The following is a 21,560-nucleotide window of genomic DNA, read 5'->3' on the forward strand; positions in this document are numbered from 1 at the left end:
ATTTGCTTTTGACCCAAAGCCCGTTCCAGCTCCTTAATGCGCTCTGCCTGCTCTTTGTGCTTCTTTGATAAACTTTTACTTTCCACTATCATTCGGGTATTACTCACGTAAAGATCGGAATATTTACGTAACCATTTATATACCGCCGTGGTACTTACATCATAAAGCTCGCTAACATCACGAACCCGGAGTTCTCCCTTTTCAATCTGCTTGACTAATTGCAATTTGAGGCCTAAATCAAACACCCTGTGTTCTTGTCCTTTTTTCATTATACATTAAGTTTAAGAAAAAAGGCAACCTATGTTAGGCGTAGTCAGTTGTAGTCAGTTTGGGCAAGCCAAAACGGAAGTGGTTGAGTGTTCCGGCTCCGCCGGAATGTATCGAAACCCCGGGTTACAGTTTCTACCCCTTAAAAGACTTTGAATTCTTTGGGCAGGCAACCGTGGAATCTTTTGAAAATACGGCTGAAATGCCCGAGGTGTTGATAACCAACCATCCGGGCCACTTCAGATACGGAATATCTGCCCTCGGCGAGCAACTCGCCTGCTCTGTCCATACGGGATTGAAGAAAGAAATTGTAGTACGTCACACCATAGGTTGACTTGAAGAGGGTTTCAAATTTCCGTTCGCTCATTCCCAGTGTTCTGGAAATTTCGGCTATAGCCGGAGGAGATACTTCCGAAACCACCGCTGCCAATAATTGTTCCCTGGCATAAGACATCTGTTCCAGGTAATAGCGAGATACCGGTGCTTCCTCCTCCTCCGAATACACCAGGAGTTTTTTGAAATACCGGTCCAGCAGGCTGTAAACACGAGCTTTGATCGCAAATTTATCATTTTTGGACAGGGCATCACTTTTATTAAGCCTGTCCATTTCTTCGAAAATAGCCTGGTCAATCTGCATCCGGTGATAACGGAACGTTCCCGATTTTATCTCAGTAAGTACCGGGTGACCGGGCGGAAAAAGATGCTGGAGATAGTACAGCAGAAAATCCCGGCTCATGGATATACCGATAAGTAAAGCATCCTGTTTTATCCCTCCTTCGAGTTTAATCTTAAAATAGGATCCGGAAGAAACCAGGAAAGATTGGGGAATACCGGAACCTGTTTTCGACAACACTTTTTCAAATGCCGATACCGTAGCGGGACGGTCGGAAAGTTCCAGTTTTAGAAAATAATACTCTTCCCCGGGAGACGGTAACCAGATCAGGGAATTTTCCGGTAGCTGCTCCGTACTGCTGTATCGGGCAAAGTTTAGGATAAGCCCCTGCTCTATCTCCTCATAAGCACATTCCATATGAGCATTGGGGAATCTCGCTACCATCCAGTTATCCCTGACGTAGATATGACGGGCCAGGTTGTATTTGCCGGACTGTTCTATCAGCTTGTCAAAAAAACTATTGTCGTAAGAAAAACTAAAAAACCATTCCATATTTCCACCTTTTACTGCCGGGCAGCAAGCTCTCTATCTTTTTAACAGAGACTCAGAAAAGATGTTAATCCCTTAAAAGAAATTTTATTTTTTAGTTTTTGATATGTGAATTCCATCTTTTTCCTGCCGGAAAAAGATGGAAAGATCTCTATGCTGCCAACGCGTTAATAACACCGCGCCACTATACCTAAAAATTGGCCTTTATAATATTTGCAGCCAGTTCAGAAGTAATAAAATCTATCGGGATTATTCCGTAACGTCCCTCGTCCGCCGTGGAAAAATAGCTGTTCAGCATGGGGTTTATTTCATCTGATACTCCCGGTATATTAGGTATGGCCCATAATATTTGCTTATAGCCGCTGGCAAAGCTGACATAAAGGGTATTGTCTGCCGTTCCTGCCTCAAAAGCCTCTTCCATAACCTGGACAACTTTATCGAACTTGGTAGTATTATTACTCACCACGTATTCATCCTGTACGCGTAGTGAATAATTGCCGTTATTGATGGTAAAAGTAGCCTGGTCTGCCCAGTTATGACTTGCATTCATACCAATATTTTCACTGGCACCGAACCTGCGGAACAATACTATTTTTCCCCTGGCTTCTCCTAATGTGGGAATACCTGGAGCCAGGTGCCAGAGTGCAGCATCCTGCTGCACATATGCATTGAACTCTTCTGGGAAGGACATCGTATTACCTTCGGCATTATATTCTTCTTTAACACTCATAATGATCGTTTCATCCGGATGTTGTTGCAGGAACTGTTTGCACGCATTCAGTACATCGTCGAAATTCAGATGCTGGTATATCGAACCGTGATGGATAACGAAGGCATCCTGGTAATGCCGGCAACGAATATCCAGAAAGCGAACCCCTGCCTGCAATTGTTCCGCAATGGAAAGCGACTGGGTTTTGGCCGTTCCGCTAACGGGTTCGTGCCGGGCACCGCTATCGTGTGTGCCGGGGATACTCAGGCTATTTAAAGAAACTGCATCTGGTAAATAAGACATCCAGTTTGCCACGTCTTCTTCATTGAAAACGGTAACATGAGAAATCTCTTCCGGGTTTAACTCTCCCTCTTTTAGAGGGTTTACAGGTAATTCATCTTCCTGGGTACAGGAAAAAAGTGTGGTCATGGCGACAACGGCCAGCCATAGGTTTTGTTTTAAGTAGGTCATGTTCTTTTTTTTTGGTTATAATAAATTATTGGTTAATAGATAAGATTTTGTGGCAATATAATCTTTTACGGGCAAAGTTTTGTTATGTATATATTATGAATAAAGCCTAGGAGTAATCTGTATGTTTGTGGTGTGTTTATGGTATATGTATTAATTGTAAAAAAGGAAGGGTATTTTTACAGGAGTTTAAAATGACCTGAAAATTGGTCATCTGTTTTTCGCCTTGTTCTAACTACGCATTACGGGTGTATTCCTGCATAAGCTTCCCCATGTTTCCTTCGGGTCTTGTTCGGATCACCTTCGGAAAAACATCTTTTTTTCCGAACAAGACCCGAAGGAAGTCCGTATCAGTACGGCCAAAAACGGCCAAATGCGGACACACACATATACCCCGTTCCAAACCTTCACTAAATTTGCCGTTTGCTAATTACCTTAATGTGATTTACCGGCGTTACAACGCCCGGGAAGATAGGCACTCAAAAACATCCGTGAATCAGTAGCTAAAAAGATCCATTCCAAAATCTAATTCCCAAAATAATATCCACCAGAACTCCAAAAACTAAAGTATATACTCACCCTATTAGCTACATTAAAATCCTACAAATATTTTGCTAAATCGTTTTAATATGTATTTTTGATATAATTTTTAACCACTTAAGTACCCCCTGGTCAGCCTTGTGAACAGGGGAGTAAAAAACCTACTTAAACCCAAATCATATGAAAACAACTATTTTTTTCCTGCTCCGATCATTTTTTATTGCCGCATTACTTATAGGCTGTGCCAAAGAAGATCCGGACAACCCGGGAAATCCTGATAATCCGGGAGAAGTACTTGAAGAACTTGATGTTACGGGCGAAGCGATGATGACCGTCAGCATAGAAAACGACCTGGGCGAAGACAGTGCCGAAGGTTCACCTAAACTGATCGACAACGATACGCTTACCAAATACCTTGTACAGGATATACAGGACGGCCTTACGGTGACCTTCCAATATGAAGAACCGGTACAGGTAGCGGCTTATGAAATTACATCCGGGAATGATGCAGATTACCGCGATCCGCTGATCTGGACCTTTAGTGGTTCCAATGACGGGCAGAACTGGACCGTATTAGATCAACAAGCCTATGAGGCTTTTGCCAACCGTTACCAGACCAAAAGATATTCTTATCTGAACGAATCCAGGTACACCCATTACAAATGGCACATATCTCAATTATACGGGGGCAGTGAAATGTTCCAGGCATCCGAATTCCGCTTATTCAGTATACCGCCCGAAGAGCAGGCTGTTATGCCATTTACCGAAATAGACACTCTACAAAACGGGGAACTGACCTTACTTTTTGTCAATAAGTCCGAAGGTTTTCCTGTGGCTGTAAAAGACGATATGATTGATACATTCTTCACCAATTATCCCCTCCTTATACAGGATTTTAATCCTGATGCCCAAAAAACCGTTGCATTTCGTATAGAGCCGAGTTATAACGGGGTTGCTTATGTTTTTGGCGGATTTGCTACATACGGCACTTCATATATGACCAATAACCCCAAGGATATTGATGTGGTAACACATGAGATCATGCACCTGGTACAGTCCTACGGTGGCAATTCCCCCTCTTGGGTCAGTGAAGGCATTGCGGACTATGTTCGCCACAAATACGGCCTGCATAATGAAGAAGCCAACTGGAGTTTACCGGACTACAACCCGGAACAAAACTATACGGACTCGTACAGGGTTACCGCCCGTTTCTTCGTATGGCTGGAAAACCGGTACGAAGGCATCATACAGGAACTGGACAGCCAGTTGAGAACCGCACCGTACGATGAAGCGTTCTGGCAGAATTATACCGGTAAACAACTGGATACACTATGGCAGGATTACTCGCAAGATCCGGGTATCTGAATTCTATGATCCTTACTTTAAACAACAGTAATACATTGCTGTCCACAATTTACAGAATATGAATTATAACTGTCCGGCCGGATGGGATGAAGGAATTTTAACCAGAAAAACTTCAGGAAAGATCTCTCCCCTTCCGACCGGATATTTATATATTTGAATAAAATATATACCGGGATAATTACCATGATATATCTCTACTGGTATTTGATACTTCTGATTAATACCGGAAGCAATATCCATGTTTCATGAAAAACAGAAAAGCTTTATTGATCATTGATATGCAGAAAGGCTCTTTTACTCCGCAAGCACTTAATTATGATACCAATGGTGTGGTACAGCGGATAAATGAACTTGCGGGACTTTTTCGTAAACATCACTACCCGGTAGTCCATATTCAACACGATGGAACCGGAACCGGGGAGTTTGAAAAAAATACTCCGGATTGGGAAATCCTGGATGCATTAAATGTGGCTCCTTCCGACATTCTCATAGATAAATATGCCAATGATAGCTTTTACAAATCGGAACTGCAAACCAAACTAAGCACACTCCAGGTAAACAAACTGTTTATTGCGGGCAGTGCAACAGACTTCTGTGTGGAATCCACCATCCAGTCAGCCCTGGTAAAAAACTACTATATCACCGTGGTACAAGACGGACATACTACGGGAGAAAGACCGCATTTAAAAGCGGAAAAGATCATTGAACATTACAACTGGGTATGGAAAAACATGATCCCGACAAACGGACAACTTAAAGTGGAAAAAAGTGAAGAGATAAAACGACACTTCGCTCAATTACCAAAAAGTTAGCCATTATGAAAAACGTTATACTGTTTACCCTCGCAGCATTCTTCTGTTCCTGCCAGAACCATAAGAGTGAAAATAAAGTAATTGTAGGAAAAGCAGAAGACAACCCGGAACTCAAAAAAATCTATACGGCGGACCAGGTAGACCAAAATACGATCGATATAGACCCGTTGATAATTATAAAGAATGACAGCCTCCGGCGTGTCCGGGTGCTTCAGCTTTTGGATTCAAACAAAGTAAAGACTTCCAAGGATTATGAAAACGCTGCTATGATTTTTCAGCATGGCAGTGATTCCACAGATTATGGCTTGGCAGTCAAGCTTATGAAAAAAGCTATTGCCCAGGACTCCACCACCAACAAATGGTTACTGGCCGCTGCTACCGACAGGTATTTGTTGCATACGGGAAAACCTCAGATATACGGAACACAATACCGTAAAGATGGAGATGGCTCCTGGAAACTCTTGGAAATAGACACCACTGTTATTACCGATGATGAGCGAATAAAATTTGGTGTCGGAACTTTAGTTCAACAAAGAGAAAGGGCCAAAGATATGAACCGGGTAAACGTATTTCAACTCTATACTTCCGGAAACAGTGCAGACCAGATTATAAAACTCATAAAAAATAAAGTTCCAACGGAAATAAAAAACAATGTTTCTGAAAGTGAAATTAACGGCTTAGGTCATTATTTAATGGGTCAGCAAAAGGACACGGAAGCTTTAAAAATATTCAAACTGAATACCGAACTTTTCCCCGAAGGATCTAAACACTACGAAAGTTACGGGGAGTGTCTCTTAAAAACCGGGGATTCGGAAAATGCCGTTATAGCATATCGAAAAGCCCTGGGATTAAATCCGGATAATGAAAAGATAAAAGAAATCCTGGATGAAATAGAATAATATTGATCCCCCTGCACCTGTTTACAACAAGTGCCCCCATCGTACAAAGCATTTCTTATGCACTTTAAAAACAGATCCCCATTTGCTCAACATTCAAACAAGTACCGGGTAAAGCCCCGGCCCCCTGTCTTTCAATATTATCTACTGCTGCATTTTAAAATAATAATCCGCCGAATGCTTCCCCGAACCGTAAACCAGGAAAAATATACACAACAGAAAAGCTACCAGTGAAGCAATCAGGTTACCTGTATGCATATTCCCTACAAAATTAATAGTTATAGCACCCAGTAATATCGGTATTTGTACCGCAATCGACAACCGGGTGAGCAGTCCGAAAATAATCAGTATACCCCCGAGCATATGTGCAGGGGCTACATAGTGAATGGTCAGCATGGCTCCCCACCAGTTCTGTATCGGCCTGATGATGTCGATCAGGTACTGGCTGTTTACCACAAAGGAAGTGCCTTTCACGAAGAGAAACACTCCGAGGGCGATCCGTAAAAGGTCAAGCGGATAATACGTATGCGCGTTGGCCCATTTGTTTAGTGTTTTTACTGTTGTCATGGCTCCGGTCTTTAGAATCCACCCTTAAAGTACGAAAAAAACAGCAAGTTTTAAATTAATCTACTGTTTTCCAACACTTTGTTAAGAGTATTAAAGACACACGCTAAAGCTGATTCGTGTGTTCGCGATTACGTCAGCTACCACGGGATTTCCCCGGTCTCCGGATTATATTCGTCACTAAAAAACTTTCCGCTGGGTCCGTTTTTGTCTATAATAGCGTACTTCACGATCCGGGCCCCTACCTCTTCTACACTACCTGTTCCACGATGATTATTAAAATCCGTTTTGATAAAACCCGGGTCCACCATATTTACTTTAAACGATGTTTCCCGAAGTTCGTATGCCAGGTTCACCGTATACATATTAAGGGCTGTTTTCAACGAAAGATAGGCCGCTTCTTTATGATGGTAATACGACCAGGAAGGATCACTGTTCAGGGTAAGCGAAGCCATATTGGAACTTACATTCACGATACGTGGCTCAGGCGCATTTCGAAGCAGGTCCGCAAACGCCTGGGTTGTCCTTACGACACCAAATAAATTAGTATCAAAGACTTTTTGAAACCTATCGACACCTGTACCGGTAGCCGATTGTGGCAAGCCCCCGGAAATCCCGGCATTATTAATAAGAATGTCCATGACATCTGTTATTTTCCCGACTTCAGTACGTGCGGCTTTTACCGACGTGTCATCGGCAACACCGATCTGTACCGTTTCCACTTCGTTTAAACCTTCCCCTTTTAACTTTTCAACAGCTTTAAGTCTGTTTTCTAAACTACGACTTCACAGGTAGACATAATATCCTTTCGTAACAATTGCCTGGCAGTTTCAAAACCAATGCTTTTATTGGCCCCGGTAATAAATGCTTTTTTCATTTTGAAATATTTAAATTAATACTGCAAAGTTGAACCATTAAAAAGCCACTTCATTTACTATATGGCAAAAAGCATTTTAGCGTATGTTTTTTCGGATCCTGCTCAACGAAGATTATGTGATCCCCAGGTAAGAGGCGATGTAGGACATAGGAATACGGTTGACAAGCGTCGGATATTTCTCCATAAATTCGAGGTCCCTGGTCGTGGCATCCTGCGAGACCAACGGGGTTACTCTTTCCAATTTTTGAACGAGAGCTTTTGAAACTATTTTCTGAACGATATTCTCCCACCCTACAATGGTATCGGAGATCTCTTTCCAGTCTTGCGTGGAGAACAGGATAATGCCATCTATAACAAAACCCACCTGCTTCATAATTTTTCCCGCCTCGGCAAAATATTCTTCTTTGCGAAGTAAGGATTCCTTAGCTTTTTTGGAGATCAAGTCTATCTGCTGCTGATTTAAATTTCCGAACTGCAATATAAAATCTATAAATTCTTTCATTGTGGCAAGTTAACTAAAGTTCGTTTGACAGGATTTGCCATTTGGTAACAGATTAAGTTTTTTGTACTGCTTTTATAAATCCGCCCTCGCGTTCATTTACAACAAGAGTTCAACTTACCAAAACATTTATAACACCGTCCCTTTAAAACTAATTAATCCATTTGAATTCCTTATTTTAGATAGAGTATATACGTTAATGTATTTATAGATAAATTAACAAACATCAAAAAAATGTCAGGAGGAGGAAGTATCCAGGGAATGATCAATAGCCTGAGGAACAACAAAAAGTTACTCAGGTCAAAAAGATTATTCTCCAAAGAAAAGACTTTTCTCAATATAAAAAAGGAATACCTGAAAGCTGCTGGCGGAAAATTGGACTTCAAAAAAGCTTCGAAAGAAGACATTATTAGAATTAGAAAGAGGGTCATTAAGGAAAGGCAAAAAGATAATATTTTGCTAATTGCTATTGCCACAATATCGATTACAATAGCCTCGTATTTTACTTTTAAACTCGTTAAACAAAACTATATAGCACAGGAAAGTCAAAAAGCTATACTACTTAAGAAAAAAGACGAAGAATTCCTGACCCTTATACAAAACGGGGATGAATGGTTTGAGAAAGCCAAATGGAATAATGCAGTCTTTTATTACAAAAAAGCAAAAGAACTTTTCCCGGAAAATTATGACATAAACTATAGAATTGTTAATTCGTATAGTTTGCAATGTGAACGTGAATTTAAAAATTGTATAAAGGCAAAAAAGATTTTAGATAACTTATTCCTAAAGTTTCCGGATAAAAAGAAGGAACTAACTAACATAAAAGGCAGACTGGAATACGAATATTAAACATTTCTCCTCCCTTTACCTCTCCTCTTCCGCTCCATTGATATCCGGTCCGAAACCCGGTAAGCACCGGTATTTTCGAAGTTTTAAACCAGTTTTTTCAGTACAGGTCCCCGATATGTATAAAAAACTGTTTTTAATTAAGTAAGTTCGTATTTTTATAAGTTTTAAAGATGGTAATTCCATTTCTTTGTTCCTTAAATTATACATATGAATTTCAGTTTACTAACTACCATATCTTTCCTGTTTATGTTTGGTACGATAACAGCACAAAACGGGGAGCCCGGGCAACCGGATCTTAGGAACGATACTTTCATAGCCGGCGACAGTGTCCCTATTCATTACAAAATTTCCGGGCAGGGTAAAAATTGTATATATGTTCACGGTGGACCGGGACAGGGATTTTCCTCTTTTGAACTTATGGGCGGAAATGCCCTGGAAGACTCCTTAAGAATGGTGTATTATGACCAAAGAGGGTCAGGAAGTTCCGGCGAGGCAAAAGATTACCATCTGGACAGAATGGTACAGGATATTGAGGAATTACGCATAGCCCTGGATCTGGGAAAAGTATACCTGCTGGCCCACTCTTTCGGCGGAATTATTGCTGCCGGTTATGCTAAAAAACATCCTGAAAATGTTAAAGGTCTGATCCTGGCCAATGTTACCCTTCATTTTCTCAACCCGGAAACGGTAAAAGAACAGATCGAATATGCCGATTCGTTACTACACAGAAAAATAAAAGACATACCGGGGGATAGTTTAAGAGCGGAACTGGATCATGTAAGCGGACTTTTACGCAAAAACAGGATGGGCTACAGGTTTTTGACCGATGATATCGAAACCATCAAAAAAATGGATGAGATTGATGATCTGTACCCGAGAATCATCGATTTCGGAATGGCCGTGATCACCAAGCCGGAAGTTCTTTCAGAATATTATGAAGATTATACGAAGATCACACAGCATATAACGGTCCCTGTCCTGACGATATACGGCAAAAAAGACAGGGCCGTCGGAATTAACCATCGTAAAAAATTCAGGTTTCCCAATCAAAAGATAATTGGTATCAACGGAGGGCACCTGCTCTATTATGAAAAAAATGAAAAGTTTATGAACGTCGTAACAAAATTCGTTTCAGGTAACCCAAAATAATTTTCCCCTGGTGTTCATTTGCAACGAATGCCCATCGTACAAAGCCTTTGTAACGTCCCTTCCTTTTCAAAAAATATAAAAAATCACAGTGTGGGCTCCCCGGATCAGGCAGGCAAGTATCAAAGCATTTCAAATCTTTTCAAGTTCGTAAAAAAAGTACAGTGCAATCGTATGCATTCTTCAATTCCTATATACCTTTGCAGCGGAAACCGATACTAGTCAATATTTTATACTATATGTCTTTTGATACTGCTTTATCCGCCGGCCAGCGTAATTCCAAATTACAGATCGCCGGCTTTGTATCTTTTACTTTTTTCGGATATCTGTGCATTGGGTTGCCATTGGCGGTACTGCCTATCTTTATTCATAAGACCCTGGGTTTTAGTGAAATTGTTGCCGGGGTGGTTATCAGCCTTCAATATGTAACTACTTTAATAGTACGGGCCATATCCGGAAAGGTCGTGGATACCAAAGGCCCAAAAATCGCCGTTGTGGTCAGCATGATCGGTTTCCTTTTGAGTGGTATATTGATGTATGTTGCATTTGAAAGCCAGGAGAGCAGAATGCTTACCTTGATATTACTGGCTGTGACCAGGCTCATAACCGGCTGCGCCGAAGGCATGATAGGGGCCAGTCCCGTCAATTGGGCCATGTTAGTGGCCGGGGACCGGCATACGGCAACAGCCATATCTTATAACGGGATTGCCAGTTACGGGGCTTTGGCTTTGGGTGCCCCTTTGGGTGTGCTGATCGATGAACACTGGGGGCTTTCGTATATTGCCATATGCTTGCTAATTGTCCCTGCACTGGGATTGCTCTATGCCCTTACCAAAAAAGCGGTCGTAGGAAGGTTTAAGGCAAAACCGATTTCCTTTTTCAAGGTTTTCCGCCTGGTTGCCCCTTTCGGAATTTGCCTGGGACTGGCCGGACTGGGCTTTGGCGGATTATCCAACTTCATCACCTTGTATTACGATTATTTTAACTGGCCCAATGCTGTGCTATGCCTTAGTGTATTCAGTGTATTGTTTATTTTGGGCAGACTGTTTTTTGCCAACCAGATCAATTCCAAAGGAGGTTTAAAAGTGGCTTTTGTTTGCCTGGTAACAGAAATGATAGGCCTCACTATCCTGTTTCTTGCAACACACCCAAACGTTGCGCTGGCAGGCGCAGCTATAACAGGACTGGGGTTTTCCCTGGTTTTCCCCGCTTTGGGAGTAGAAGCCGTAAGACTGGCCCCGGCCTCCAATGCCGGTGCGGCGCTGGCCTGCTACGGCTTGTTTATTGATATCTCCCTCGGGGTCACCGGGCCTTTGGAAGGTGCGGTTATTAAGGTGTTCGGTATGGAGTATCTGTTCTTGTTCTGTGCTCTTACCATCCTGGTGAGTGTTGTTATGGTCTGGAAATTAATCAAAAAGAAAGGGAAATACAGGATCTGATCATTCACTAACAAACACATGGATATGATCAGTTAAACGACATCCTGAACTGCAAGGGGGAAAGATCAGTTTTTTTCTTGAATAGTTTATTGAAAGATTGCGGGTATTCAAAACCTAACTGGTACGCAATCTGGGCAACAGATAAATTACTGGCGGTGAGGTATTCCTTTGCTTTTTCAATCAGCTTTTCGTGGATGTGCTGCTGGGCGCTCTGCCCGGTAAGCGAACGCAGCATATCACTCAGGTAATGGGGCGACACGTCTAACTGCCCGGCGAGGAATTCTACAGTGGGAAGTCCGTTTTGCAGGGTTTCTTCTTTTTCAAAATAATCGTTTAACAACCGCTCCATCCTGGTAAGCAAATCATTGTTCCCTACTTTCCTGGTTATGAACTGCCGTTCGTAAAAACGATTGCTGTAACTTAACAGTAAATCTATCTGTGAGAGAATGATATCCTGCGTATGCCGGTCGATATGCTGGTACTCCTCCTCGATTTTCCGGAAGATCTCCTCTATATTCTGTTCTTCCCTTTCTGAAAGGTGCAGGGCTTCATTTACGGCATAAGAGAAGAAGCCGTAACTCTTTATGGTTGAAGCAAGCGGATGTATACCCAGAAAATCAGGGTGGAACATCAGCACGTATCCCATACCACATTCCCGGCTCATAGCATTGGCTTCATTCACTTCGAGAGACTGAATTTGTTTGGGCGCGATAAAACTCATCACGCCCCTGTCATAATCATAATAGTTTTGCCCGTATTTTACCTTGGCCTGTATATCTCTCTTCATGGATATACTGTAAAACTCTGTAAAAAACTGTTTCCAGACCGGATCATCCTTAAACTGCATATCCGGAACATGAATTACGCTTACCAACGGGTGTAGAGGTTCCGGCAACGATAACAAACGGTGGAACCCTGATATGGATGCAATTTTACCAGGTATGCTATCTCTTTTCATGTGTTCTTTATTGTTTTTTTACCGGTCACTACCTATCCCTAAACATTGAGGGATGGAACCTCCTACCAAAAGTCAGCTGGTTTGACGATTAAAACAATCATGCATGTTTGTGTTTTAATGATGTTTTAATCCTGCTGGTTTTATGCTACTAATTTAGCAATTTAATTTCCAAGAATATTACCTCGCATCTCTTTCCGGAACGCTTCATTACCTATTTCCAGATGTCTGGCATACATCGTATTCGCATCTTCCCCGGCGACATAGCGCACCTGGTCCTTGCCATCGGTTGCAGCTTCGTAAACCACTTCCGCTATTTGTTCCGCAGTAGAAGCGGACTGCATCATCTGATCAAACCCGGCAAACATCTTATCTTCTATTTCCTGGTATTCCGGAAGTGGCTGTGTGTCCAGGGACCGTCCGGCAAAATCTGTTACAATACCACCGGGGGCAACGGTTTTTATGCCAATATTAAACATCTCCAACTCAAACGACATACTTTCCGACCAGCCTTCCAGGGCAAACTTGGTAGCGTGATACACAGAACCCAGGGGAAATGCAAACAATCCGCCTATAGAGGTTGTACTGATAAACAAACCTTCTTTTCTTTCCCGAAAATACGGAATAAACGCTTTGGTTACCCGCAAAACTCCCATGAGGTTGGTATTGATCTGCTTCACGATCTGTTCGTCACTAAAAGCCTCTACGGCACCTATAAGACCATATCCCGCATTGTTAAAAACCACATCTATCCTACCGGAAGAAATGGCTTTACCTGCAATTTCCGCAATTTGTTCCGGGTCCGTAACGTCTAATGGTAATAAGGTCACGTTTTCCAACGCCGTAAGTTCGGTTTCTTTTTCCGGATTTCGCATGGTGGCGATAACCCTCCATCCCTTAGCTTGGAACAACATGGCTGTAGCTTTTCCAAGTCCAGAAGATGCTCCTGTAATAAAGATTGTCTTTTGCATTTTTTACTGTTTTAATGTTATAATGTTATAATGTTATAATGCAAAAGTCCGTAGAAGTACATGGTAAAATGTTTCCAAACCGTAGTTAATTGTAGCCAAAGTACTGATGATATAAGTATTCTCCCTGGCGCTCGTTTGCAACGAGTGCCCATCGTACAAAACATTTGTAATGCGATTTTATGGGACAAAAAGAGGTAGAATTCCTATGGGGTTCCTGTCGGACGGTTTTCCCCGGTGGCAAAAAGCATCCTGCTAGCATGGGCTATCAAGTCCTTCTTCCTATAATACCCACTAATGGCATTGCCTTTCAGATGCTTTTGTGCAATTCTAATGCAAAGGGCTTAATATCCCGGGTTCTGGTCATCCGGTCCCATCGCCCCGTTGAAGTTGAGTTCGGAATCGGGAATGGGCCACAGGTAATGTTTTTTTGCAATGGTTATTCCTTTCACTTCCAGGATGGTTTCGGCTGCCGTTCCGGTACGTTTGAGATCATACCAGCGTTTCCCTTCGAAAATGAATTCGTATGCCCGTTCTTTCAATACGAGGTCTATAAAAGAAGTAAGGCTGTAGTCTTCCGCGCTAAAATCGAAGGGGCCCGAAGCTTCAATCTCCTGGCCATAAGCCCTGCGGTGTACCTTGTTCAGTGCTTCTGTTCCTTCCGGGGTAGGCCCGCCTGCTTCCCTGGCCGAAGCCTCGGCATAGATCAGCAATACTTCGGCAAATCTATATATAGGAAGGTCATTTCCAGCTCCCCTGTTATTTACGGCCTGCTGATCCACATATTTTTTAGACACCAGCGTATTAGGTCCCAGGCCAAAATCTATTTGGTCCCACAAGGCTTTCCGCAAATCGTTATCACCCCAGTTTTCGTAAAACGGGTTGGTTGTATCACTGTAATGCGCATAACTTCCACCAAAGTTAAACAGCCCGGTGTCCGGGTGGTTCAACACATTTACCAGCCAGTTTCCCTGGTCTACCTCACGCATGTATTTCAGGTAGAAGATCTCTTCGGAAGAAGTCTCGATCTCCGGACCGAAAAGGTTGTACTGCAAGTCTTCGATAGAACTGGCCGGCACCAGGGCGTATTTGCCCGATTCAATAACTTCCGAAGCTTTTGTAGCCGCTTCGGTATAATTTTCCAGGGTCAGGTAAACATCGGCCAGTAAGCTTTTAACGGCATAAACCGTAGGTCTTCCTGTATTCTGGGCTTCTTCAGGGAGCACTTCCTCGGCATAATGCAGGTCTTCCAGAATAAAATCATATACTTCGGCGGCACTGCTCCTCACCACATCTACCTCCTCCATATTAGTATTGGTGCGCAACGGCAATCCTCCCCAGTTCCGTACCAGCATAAAATAGTTCAAAGCCCTCATAAACCTGGCTTCTGCAAGATATAGGTCTATCTCCTCTTCGGTAACAGAAAGCGCCTGTGGTGCATTCAGAATCAATAGGTTGGCATTACGGATACTCTGGTAAAAGGCATTCCACCGTGTTGCCGCCGTATTTATATTGGTTGAATTCAGCCCCTGGAAATCATTGTAACCGGCCCTGCTGCCCCGCCCGTAGCCCCAATCGGTATGGACATCCAATATAGCTACTTGTTCGGCATATTCTGCCCTTATAGGAGAATAACAGGCGTTAACGGCTGCCTCCAACTCTTCAGGGGTATTATAAAAATTCTCTTCTACTACAGATTTCGGATCCTCATCGAGCTGACTGTTGCTACAACTGTTCAAAAAAACCAGGAACAGGCAGGTACATAACAAACAGGATATATTGAAAATTCTTTCTACAGTATACATGGTATTACCGGGGTATTTCATATTCTCAGGTTTTCCGTTAATAAGGTCAGTTTAAAATGTCATTCGCAATCCAACGGTAAAGCCCTTGGCTACCGGGTAAGATAAATAATCTATCCCCGGGCTTCCCGCTCCCTGTGAATTTACTTCAGGGTCCCACCATGAATAATCGGTTATGGTAATCAGGTTTTGTCCGCTGATATAAATCTGTGATTTTTCTATAAAGCTATCTTCTAAGGGTATGGAATAGGCCAGTTCTATATTTTTCAAACGTAAGTAAGAACCGTCCTCCACCCACCTGTCTGAAGCATAAGCAGAGGTATTTCTACTGATAAGAGGGTACTTGGCATCCGTGTTGGAAGGGCTCCAGTTATCCCGGTACACTTCCTTAAGGGTATTTAGTCCCTGCCCGTAATCCATAGTTACGGGAATAGCACTTACATTAAAAATATCATTGCCCTGCGATCCCTGTATAAAGAAAGACAGGCTGAAATTCTTACAACTCATATAAGAGTTTATTCCGTAAATAAAATCAGGATTAGGATCACCTATATACGTTTTATCATCTGCAGATATGGTACCGTCCCCGTTAAGGTCCATGAGTTTTATCTGTCCCTGCTCGTCGTAACCATCTTCGCGATACCCCCAGAACTGGCCCATAGACCTGCCCTCACTGAGTACGGCTATATTATCCTGTACCACCAGTGCGGATATATAGGAAGTCAGGATATCTTCACCTCCGTAGAGACTGATTACCTTATTCCTGTTAGATGACAGGTTTGCGGAAAGGTCCCATGTGAAATCACCAGTAAATATGGCCCCGGAAACTCCAACCTCAAACCCTCTGTTCTGTACTTCCCCTACATTCCGTATCGTAGACAGGTATCCCATAGAACTCGGCAATGGCACCGTGTTGAGCAGATCCCGCGTATTTTTGACATAATAATCCAACGTGAGTGATATCCGGTTATTTAAAAAAGCTACATCCATTCCAACATCCACCTGCTCGGTAGTCTCCCATTTCAAATCACCGGGCAACCGGGTACCCGGAGCCAGGGTATTGTGTAACTGGTCACCAAAAACGGTCTTTCCGGAAAGCAGTACATTAAGGGTGGTATACGGGCTTATAGCCTGACTTCCTACCAATCCCCAGCTCCCCCTTATTTTCAGGTCGGAAAAGAAGTTCAGTTTCTTTATAAAAGGCTCTTCACCGGCTTTCCATGCTATGGCAGCCGAAGGGAAATTCCCCCACTTGCTACCCTCACTATACCTGGAAGAACCATCCCTCCTCATACTGAAGGTGAACAAGTACCTGTCCTTAAAAGTATAATTGACCCGGCCCAGGTAAGATAAAAGAGACGATTCGGAATACCCTGAAGAAGGGATTCCCGGGGTTTCGGCTACCTGCAATTGGTGGGAACCAAATACATCGCTTATAAAGCCAACCCCGCTTCCTGCCAGGTACTCGTTGGTGAAGTTCTGATACGTAAACCCAGCCAGGGCGGAAAGCTTGTGTTTATCGTTAAAAGTCTTTTCGTAGGTTATGGTATTCTCACTTAGCAAACTTCGTTCCTGGTTGGTCGTTACATTGGCCGAACCGTTGGAGTTGTGAAAATTACGGGAAGTATAGGAATCTGTCCTGTCATCCCGGTTTTCGATACCTCCTGCTATCTTAATGGTAAGTTCGGGAATAGGGTTAAAAACAAAAGCCAGGTTGCTCAGTACAACATTGGCCTTGATCTTATGGGATTGTTCATTAATAAAATTAACGGGATTAATGATATCAGGGGCTATGAAGGGGTACTCGTCGGCCAGAACGCGATAACTGCCATCATCATAATACGGGGTGGAAACGGGCGCTGCTGCGATGGCAGAACCTATCAGCGAGTTTCCCCGGCTACCTCCCCGGCTGTCCTTTCTTCTCGTTTCCAGGTAGGAAAGCGAATTGGTCCAATCTACCTTTACCTTATCACTTATTTCGTGGCTCAGGTTAATGCGTCCGGAATACCTTTTATAATCGCTGCCTTCTATAATACCTTCGTTATCAAATATGCTTCCCCCTATGGAAAACTTAGTCTTTTCATTACCTCCGCTTACCGTTATGGAATGCGACTTAATGGCCCCTTCATCAAAAACAAAATCCTGCCAGTCAAATCCGTTGCCAAAAGCGTTTATTTCGTCTTCCGTAAAGTAAGGTGCCTGGTTGTCGTTTTGTGCCTGGAGGTTCATAAGAGAGGCGTATTCCCTTCCGTTGAGCAGGTCTAGTTTTGAGGTTTGCCGTTGTATGGAATAACTGGTCTCAAATTCTACTATGGTGGTGCCTTCCCTACCCTTCTTTGTCGTAATCATCACGACCCCGTTGGCCCCTCGCGAACCGTAAATAGCCGTAGCCGAAGCGTCTTTAAGTATTTCTATACTTTCAATATCAGTGTTGTTAATATTGGTAGGCGCGCCGGAATACGGAAAGCCATCTATCACATACAGCGGATCATTGTTACCCTGAATGGAATTGGCCCCTCTTATCCTTACACTCACCGCCGCACCTGGCGCGCCGGTACTCTGTGATACCTGGACTCCGGGTGCTCTGCCCTGCAGGGACTGCATAACCGATGTGGAAGGAAAAGCATTGACATCTTCGGAACTGACCTGGGAAACAGAACCGGTCAGGTCGCTCTTCTTTACATTTCCGTAGCCTATAACCACCACCTCATCGAGGCCTGTTACGTCCTGTTCCAGGGTAATGGATACATTTTCCTGTCCGTTTACAGGGACTTCCCGGGAAACAAATCCTACAAAAGAGACAGTCAACACGGCGTCGGCCCCGGACACCTCCAGGGAGAACTTACCATCCATATCGGTCTGAGCACCGTTTTCAGTGCCTTTTTCGGAAACATTGGCCCCGGATAGCGGAATCCCGGTCGTGTCCTGAACCATCCCGGTGATCATTAATTCCTGTGCCATTGCCGTTGACAAACCCATAAGAAATAACGAGAAAGTAAAAACTGCGGGGAGTATATTTTTGAACATAGAAGCTTTGTTTTTGGGGCTAATTGAGAACCTGATTATAAATCCTTGATATTCAATAGCGTGCCATTAAACAAAAACGACTGTCTTTCAATAATTTAAGATCTTTTTAAGAAGATATGTCCTCCGTATAATTGTAGACTTTTTATACAGAGGATTTATAATGTGTAACATATACACAGGATATCACGGGCTATAACCCAAGTCGATCTGTATAATCGGATAAATGGATATATCGATACATACAACTAATATTTTTTGTATTTTGTGTTTTTATTAACATACTAAAATATCTCTTCTTATGTACAATATTACCAAAACATTTCATAGAATAAGCTACCTTCAATATCCATTGGTTTTGACAGGTTTATTTTTTATTTTGAGACCTTATTATGACATTTTTGTACACAATAATATCAGTACTTTTTTTTCAACCTTAAACAGTGCTTTGATTTTTTTGGGTATTGGTTTTAGCTTATCCACCTTACAGGATACGACAAAAACACAGAATAATTTTTCCAAACGGGTTTGGGAGAATCCTAGAAAGGGAAAATTCTTTTTAATTGTATTCTCTTTATTTACCTTTCTACTTATACTCCTGGGCACGTTCGGATATTTCCTTTCAGAAAACAGTTCTTTACAGGAACTTTCTATAGGATTTATTGTTTTTGGAGTAGGTTTGATAGGCGTAATAAAAACAGGCAATGAACTATATCTCTATCATCGCAAAAACTGATTCTTCCCGTTACTCATTTCGTAATGCGCTTTAATGTCCCTTAATCAAAGAAATGATCTTTTTCACCCCGGTCACCACAGCTACGGCAACTGACCCGACAATCAACCCGGTCATAAATTCCTTAACTATGGGAGGTAACTCCGGCAGGATATGGTGGAGGTAATCTATATTATGTACAAAAATCCCTCCGGATACCAGGATCAGGGCGATAGTTCCTATAACCCCCAAAAACCTGATAACCAATGGTAATGATCTGACCAATAAATGCCCCAGCCTTGACAAATTCCCCTGGTCGTGAGAATGTTTAATAAGTCTCCACCCGGCATCATCCATTCGCACGATAAGCGCTACAATACCATAAACACCAACTGTTGCCAGCAAAGCCACAACGGTAACCGTTATTACCTGTATACTCAGGTTTCTGTTTAAAACCGTCCCTAATGCAATTATTACGATCTCTATGGACAGAATAAAATCGGTGACTATAGCCGATTTTATTTTGGCTTTTTCTGCTTCCGGATCATTTTCTTTTTCCACTACCGGATGAGCCTTCCCGGAGGAACGGTGAAAAAAATATTCCACTATTTTTTCGACACCCTCGTATGCCAGGTAAACCCCTCCGATTACCAGGATGATCTTTATAGCTGCCGGGAAAAAGACATTGAGCAGTAAAGCTATGGGGATAATAATAAGCTTGTTGATAAAAGAACCTTTGGTAATAGCCCATATCACCGGTAATTCACGTGAAGATAAAAAGCCGGTAGCTTTTTCTGCATTTACCGCCAGGTCATCTCCCAATATCGCAGCCGTTTTACGGGTTGCTATTTTACTTGTAACCGCAATGTCGTCCATCAATGCGGCTATATCATCCAGAACGGCAAAAATACCTGAAGCCATATACTTGTTTTTAAAAGCAGTAAAAATACTCCTACTGTTGTTTGTATGCAAGTATGTATTTTTTTTAGTTCTTTTGGCTTAAATATATTTTCTTAATCCGCCTATTTTGCCGGGAATCACACACCCCCGGCCCCTCTCAAGAGGGGAGCTGAGGTTCCCTAGTGCTCGTTTACACCTTAAATCCGCAACTCCGGATAAAAATGAAAAGATACCCTTTTGGATAGCTTAAGGTAGGTAAAAAAGGGGGGTGGTTCCTTTTTGGAAACAAAAATGCTTGACCACAGGACGTATTTTCCCCTTGAAGGAACTATCCTTTTAAGGCAAAAACCAATATTTTCAAAGAGCGACTGCCGCAGACCTCCTATATTTTCAAAGCTATATCCCCATATATTTTTAAGTGCCATTGCCTTGAATGATACACCCATTTAGCTGGTATGGCAATAAACCTGAAGATAAACTTTTTAATTCTAAAGGAAGGCAGGAGTCCCTTAACCTTTTTGGAAAACGCCTGGATGATATAATGGTAAAGGTTGCGACAAATTGCTGTTATTTGTAAGTAAACAAGATTCTGTTCCAGTATAGAGAACGGTAATTTCCCCCATCCAAAGTCATTTTTCAGCACATCGAACTCTTTTTCTATGGTTCCCCGTTGATTGTAGTCATACACGGTATCGTCCACTTTGCTTTCTTGATCGTTGGTGATGATCACCCAATAATTACAGGCTTCCCCCGTAAAAGCATTGATCTGCCCGGCTCTTCTTTTTTCCTTGGTGACGATAAACCTGTAGGGCCTTAGTTCTCCCTTTGATTTGGTATCCCTTGCCGCCCGTTCAAAAGGGACGTAAAATGTTTCTCCCCTGAAAGTGTCCTCCTTTTTTTATCCATTTGTTTCCATTGTTTTACCGAAGCTATAGTACTGGCCAAGCCTGCGGACATCCTAGCCTTGATGTAAAATTTGTCCGTATGTTTTTCAACGACCTTGATGATCTTGAAAGTGTACGAAGCGCTGTCTGCCCTAAACCTGTTTACTTTGATGCCCTTTCAAGCTGCCCAAACATACGCTCAAGGGTTTCTTCTTGCAATATGGCGGCGTTGCTCCTCCCATTTCGATTTTCCACATAGACTATTTTTGAGCCAACAAGCCCAACCCCGGGTATGTAACCAAGTTCTTTGTGGTAGGTACGTTCTGCATCCTGCTTTTTGGTAAAACAAACCGTGTTGTCATAGTCCAGGTCGACTTTGTTTTTGGACAAGCCAAATAACCTGTTCAATACCGAAAGGTTTAAATCCGACAGTTTTTCATGGATAGCAAAGTGGTGTTGGAATTGCCCTCTTGGTGTAGAAAAAAAGTTTCCTGGCATTGCCAGTTCCTTTAACCTGCCCAGAACCCTGTCCGGACTAGGAACTTTTAAAAAAGGGGATTGAGACAGGCTTGGCTTAAAATTTCCGGACAAATCTTCGGCGCAATCCCCACCACAAAAGAACACAGACCAATAACTGTATAAAATATCCCGCCAATCATAACAACTTTGGGAACCAAGACTTGGGAGCTGTTCGTTGAGCAATTGGCCCAAGCCTTGCCGGT

General features: G+C 42.6%; 17 protein-coding genes and 2 pseudogenes. 6 read left to right on the forward strand and 13 right to left on the reverse strand.

Annotation, left to right across the window (positions count from 1 at the left end):
- The 3 genes from ACVBDY_RS16760 to ACVBDY_RS16770 form a co-directional block, all read right to left on the reverse strand.
- On the reverse strand, positions 1 to 269 hold a 269-nt coding region (locus ACVBDY_RS16760; RefSeq protein WP_447176613.1), incomplete at its 3' end, for a transposase.
- A 140-nt stretch (positions 270 to 409) separates the two neighbouring features.
- Positions 410 to 1,432, reverse strand: a complete 1,023-nt coding sequence (locus tag ACVBDY_RS16765; RefSeq protein ID WP_447176614.1) for a helix-turn-helix transcriptional regulator — start codon at positions 1,430 to 1,432, stop codon at positions 410 to 412.
- Positions 1,433 to 1,619: 187 nt separating this feature from the next.
- The gene (locus ACVBDY_RS16770; protein ID WP_447176615.1) at positions 1,620 to 2,609 is read right to left on the reverse strand and encodes a phosphatidylinositol-specific phospholipase C; all 990 of its coding nucleotides are present in this window, start codon (positions 2,607 to 2,609) and stop codon (positions 1,620 to 1,622) included.
- A gap of 717 nt (positions 2,610 to 3,326) precedes the next feature.
- Here ACVBDY_RS16770 and ACVBDY_RS16775 point away from each other — a divergent pair.
- The 3 genes from ACVBDY_RS16775 (at position 3,327) to ACVBDY_RS16785 (ending at position 6,222) form a co-directional block, all read left to right on the forward strand.
- On the forward strand, positions 3,327 to 4,511 hold the full coding sequence (locus ACVBDY_RS16775) for a basic secretory protein-like protein (protein ID WP_447176616.1): 1,185 nt from the start codon (positions 3,327 to 3,329) through the stop codon (positions 4,509 to 4,511).
- 245 nt (positions 4,512 to 4,756) lie between these two features.
- Positions 4,757 to 5,323 carry a cysteine hydrolase family protein gene (locus tag ACVBDY_RS16780; protein ID WP_447176617.1) on the forward strand — a complete coding sequence of 189 codons (567 nt, stop codon included), beginning with the start codon at positions 4,757 to 4,759 and terminating at the stop codon, positions 5,321 to 5,323.
- 5 nt (positions 5,324 to 5,328) lie between these two features.
- Positions 5,329 to 6,222: a DUF6624 domain-containing protein gene (locus ACVBDY_RS16785; protein WP_447176618.1), complete on the forward strand. Its 894-nt coding sequence runs from the start codon at positions 5,329 to 5,331 to the stop codon at positions 6,220 to 6,222.
- Between the two features lie 141 nt (positions 6,223 to 6,363).
- Here the strand turns inward: ACVBDY_RS16785 and ACVBDY_RS16790 are convergent, their stop codons facing one another.
- The 3 genes from ACVBDY_RS16790 to ACVBDY_RS16800 form a co-directional block, all read right to left on the reverse strand.
- Positions 6,364 to 6,786 (reverse strand): DoxX family protein, encoded by a 423-nt coding sequence (locus ACVBDY_RS16790; RefSeq protein ID WP_447176619.1) that lies wholly within the window; start codon positions 6,784 to 6,786, stop codon positions 6,364 to 6,366.
- A 137-nt stretch (positions 6,787 to 6,923) separates the two neighbouring features.
- A complete protein-coding gene (locus tag ACVBDY_RS16795) occupies positions 6,924 to 7,505 on the reverse strand; it encodes an SDR family NAD(P)-dependent oxidoreductase (protein ID WP_447176620.1) in 582 nt (193 codons plus the stop codon).
- Between the two features lie 267 nt (positions 7,506 to 7,772).
- Positions 7,773 to 8,162 carry a cyclic nucleotide-binding domain-containing protein gene (locus ACVBDY_RS16800; RefSeq protein WP_447176621.1) on the reverse strand — a complete coding sequence of 130 codons (390 nt, stop codon included), beginning with the start codon at positions 8,160 to 8,162 and terminating at the stop codon, positions 7,773 to 7,775.
- A 231-nt stretch (positions 8,163 to 8,393) separates the two neighbouring features.
- Here ACVBDY_RS16800 and ACVBDY_RS16805 point away from each other — a divergent pair, with 231 nt between their 5' ends.
- From ACVBDY_RS16805 to ACVBDY_RS16815, 3 genes are all read left to right on the forward strand, one after another.
- Positions 8,394 to 9,008 carry a hypothetical protein gene (locus tag ACVBDY_RS16805; protein WP_447176622.1) on the forward strand — a complete coding sequence of 205 codons (615 nt, stop codon included), beginning with the start codon at positions 8,394 to 8,396 and terminating at the stop codon, positions 9,006 to 9,008.
- Positions 9,009 to 9,215: 207 nt separating this feature from the next.
- Complete coding sequence (locus ACVBDY_RS16810; protein WP_447176623.1) at positions 9,216 to 10,157, forward strand: alpha/beta fold hydrolase; 942 nt, start codon at positions 9,216 to 9,218, stop codon at positions 10,155 to 10,157.
- A gap of 236 nt (positions 10,158 to 10,393) precedes the next feature.
- Complete coding sequence (locus ACVBDY_RS16815) at positions 10,394 to 11,593, forward strand: MFS transporter (protein ID WP_447176624.1); 1,200 nt, start codon at positions 10,394 to 10,396, stop codon at positions 11,591 to 11,593.
- Between the two features lie 28 nt (positions 11,594 to 11,621).
- Here ACVBDY_RS16815 and ACVBDY_RS16820 read toward each other — a convergent pair whose 3' ends face one another.
- The 7 genes and pseudogenes from ACVBDY_RS16820 to ACVBDY_RS16850 form a co-directional block, all read right to left on the reverse strand.
- Entirely contained in the window at positions 11,622 to 12,551 is a 930-nt protein-coding gene (locus ACVBDY_RS16820) for a helix-turn-helix domain-containing protein (RefSeq protein WP_447176625.1), read from the reverse strand.
- 161 nt (positions 12,552 to 12,712) lie between these two features.
- A complete protein-coding gene (locus tag ACVBDY_RS16825; RefSeq protein ID WP_447176626.1) occupies positions 12,713 to 13,519 on the reverse strand; it encodes an SDR family oxidoreductase in 807 nt (268 codons plus the stop codon).
- A gap of 341 nt (positions 13,520 to 13,860) precedes the next feature.
- Positions 13,861 to 15,342 (reverse strand): RagB/SusD family nutrient uptake outer membrane protein, encoded by a 1,482-nt coding sequence (locus tag ACVBDY_RS16830; protein ID WP_447176627.1) that lies wholly within the window; start codon positions 15,340 to 15,342, stop codon positions 13,861 to 13,863.
- 30 nt (positions 15,343 to 15,372) lie between these two features.
- Positions 15,373 to 18,345 carry a SusC/RagA family TonB-linked outer membrane protein gene (locus tag ACVBDY_RS16835; RefSeq protein ID WP_447176628.1) on the reverse strand — a complete coding sequence of 991 codons (2,973 nt, stop codon included), beginning with the start codon at positions 18,343 to 18,345 and terminating at the stop codon, positions 15,373 to 15,375.
- A gap of 763 nt (positions 18,346 to 19,108) precedes the next feature.
- Positions 19,109 to 19,975, reverse strand: a complete 867-nt coding sequence (locus ACVBDY_RS16840) for a DUF808 family protein (protein ID WP_447176629.1) — start codon at positions 19,973 to 19,975, stop codon at positions 19,109 to 19,111.
- A 361-nt stretch (positions 19,976 to 20,336) separates the two neighbouring features.
- Positions 20,337 to 20,762, reverse strand: a pseudogene (locus ACVBDY_RS16845) (transposase); the annotation flags it as partial.
- 238 nt (positions 20,763 to 21,000) lie between these two features.
- A pseudogene (locus ACVBDY_RS16850) lies at positions 21,001 to 21,560 on the reverse strand (hypothetical protein); the annotation flags it as partial.

The organism is Sinomicrobium halophytocola, assembly GCF_052983395.1.

What these genes read in the sequence shown, in the direction of transcription:
- ACVBDY_RS16765 (WP_447176614.1), bottom strand. Translation starts at nt 1,432, where the DNA reads ATGGAATGGTTTTTTAGTTTTTCTTACGACAATAGTTTTTTTGACAAG.
- ACVBDY_RS16770 (WP_447176615.1), bottom strand. Translation starts at nt 2,609, where the DNA reads ATGACCTACTTAAAACAAAACCTATGGCTGGCCGTTGTCGCCATGACC.
- ACVBDY_RS16775 (WP_447176616.1), top strand. Translation starts at nt 3,327, where the DNA reads ATGAAAACAACTATTTTTTTCCTGCTCCGATCATTTTTTATTGCCGCA.
- ACVBDY_RS16780 (WP_447176617.1), top strand. Translation starts at nt 4,757, where the DNA reads ATGAAAAACAGAAAAGCTTTATTGATCATTGATATGCAGAAAGGCTCT.
- ACVBDY_RS16785 (WP_447176618.1), top strand. Translation starts at nt 5,329, where the DNA reads ATGAAAAACGTTATACTGTTTACCCTCGCAGCATTCTTCTGTTCCTGC.
- ACVBDY_RS16790 (WP_447176619.1), bottom strand. Translation starts at nt 6,786, where the DNA reads ATGACAACAGTAAAAACACTAAACAAATGGGCCAACGCGCATACGTAT.
- ACVBDY_RS16800 (WP_447176621.1), bottom strand. Translation starts at nt 8,162, where the DNA reads ATGAAAGAATTTATAGATTTTATATTGCAGTTCGGAAATTTAAATCAG.
- ACVBDY_RS16805 (WP_447176622.1), top strand. Translation starts at nt 8,394, where the DNA reads ATGTCAGGAGGAGGAAGTATCCAGGGAATGATCAATAGCCTGAGGAAC.
- ACVBDY_RS16810 (WP_447176623.1), top strand. Translation starts at nt 9,216, where the DNA reads ATGAATTTCAGTTTACTAACTACCATATCTTTCCTGTTTATGTTTGGT.
- ACVBDY_RS16815 (WP_447176624.1), top strand. Translation starts at nt 10,394, where the DNA reads ATGTCTTTTGATACTGCTTTATCCGCCGGCCAGCGTAATTCCAAATTA.
- ACVBDY_RS16820 (WP_447176625.1), bottom strand. Translation starts at nt 12,551, where the DNA reads ATGAAAAGAGATAGCATACCTGGTAAAATTGCATCCATATCAGGGTTC.
- ACVBDY_RS16825 (WP_447176626.1), bottom strand. Translation starts at nt 13,519, where the DNA reads ATGCAAAAGACAATCTTTATTACAGGAGCATCTTCTGGACTTGGAAAA.
- ACVBDY_RS16830 (WP_447176627.1), bottom strand. Translation starts at nt 15,342, where the DNA reads ATGAAATACCCCGGTAATACCATGTATACTGTAGAAAGAATTTTCAAT.
- ACVBDY_RS16835 (WP_447176628.1), bottom strand. Translation starts at nt 18,345, where the DNA reads ATGTTCAAAAATATACTCCCCGCAGTTTTTACTTTCTCGTTATTTCTT.
- ACVBDY_RS16840 (WP_447176629.1), bottom strand. Translation starts at nt 19,975, where the DNA reads ATGGCTTCAGGTATTTTTGCCGTTCTGGATGATATAGCCGCATTGATG.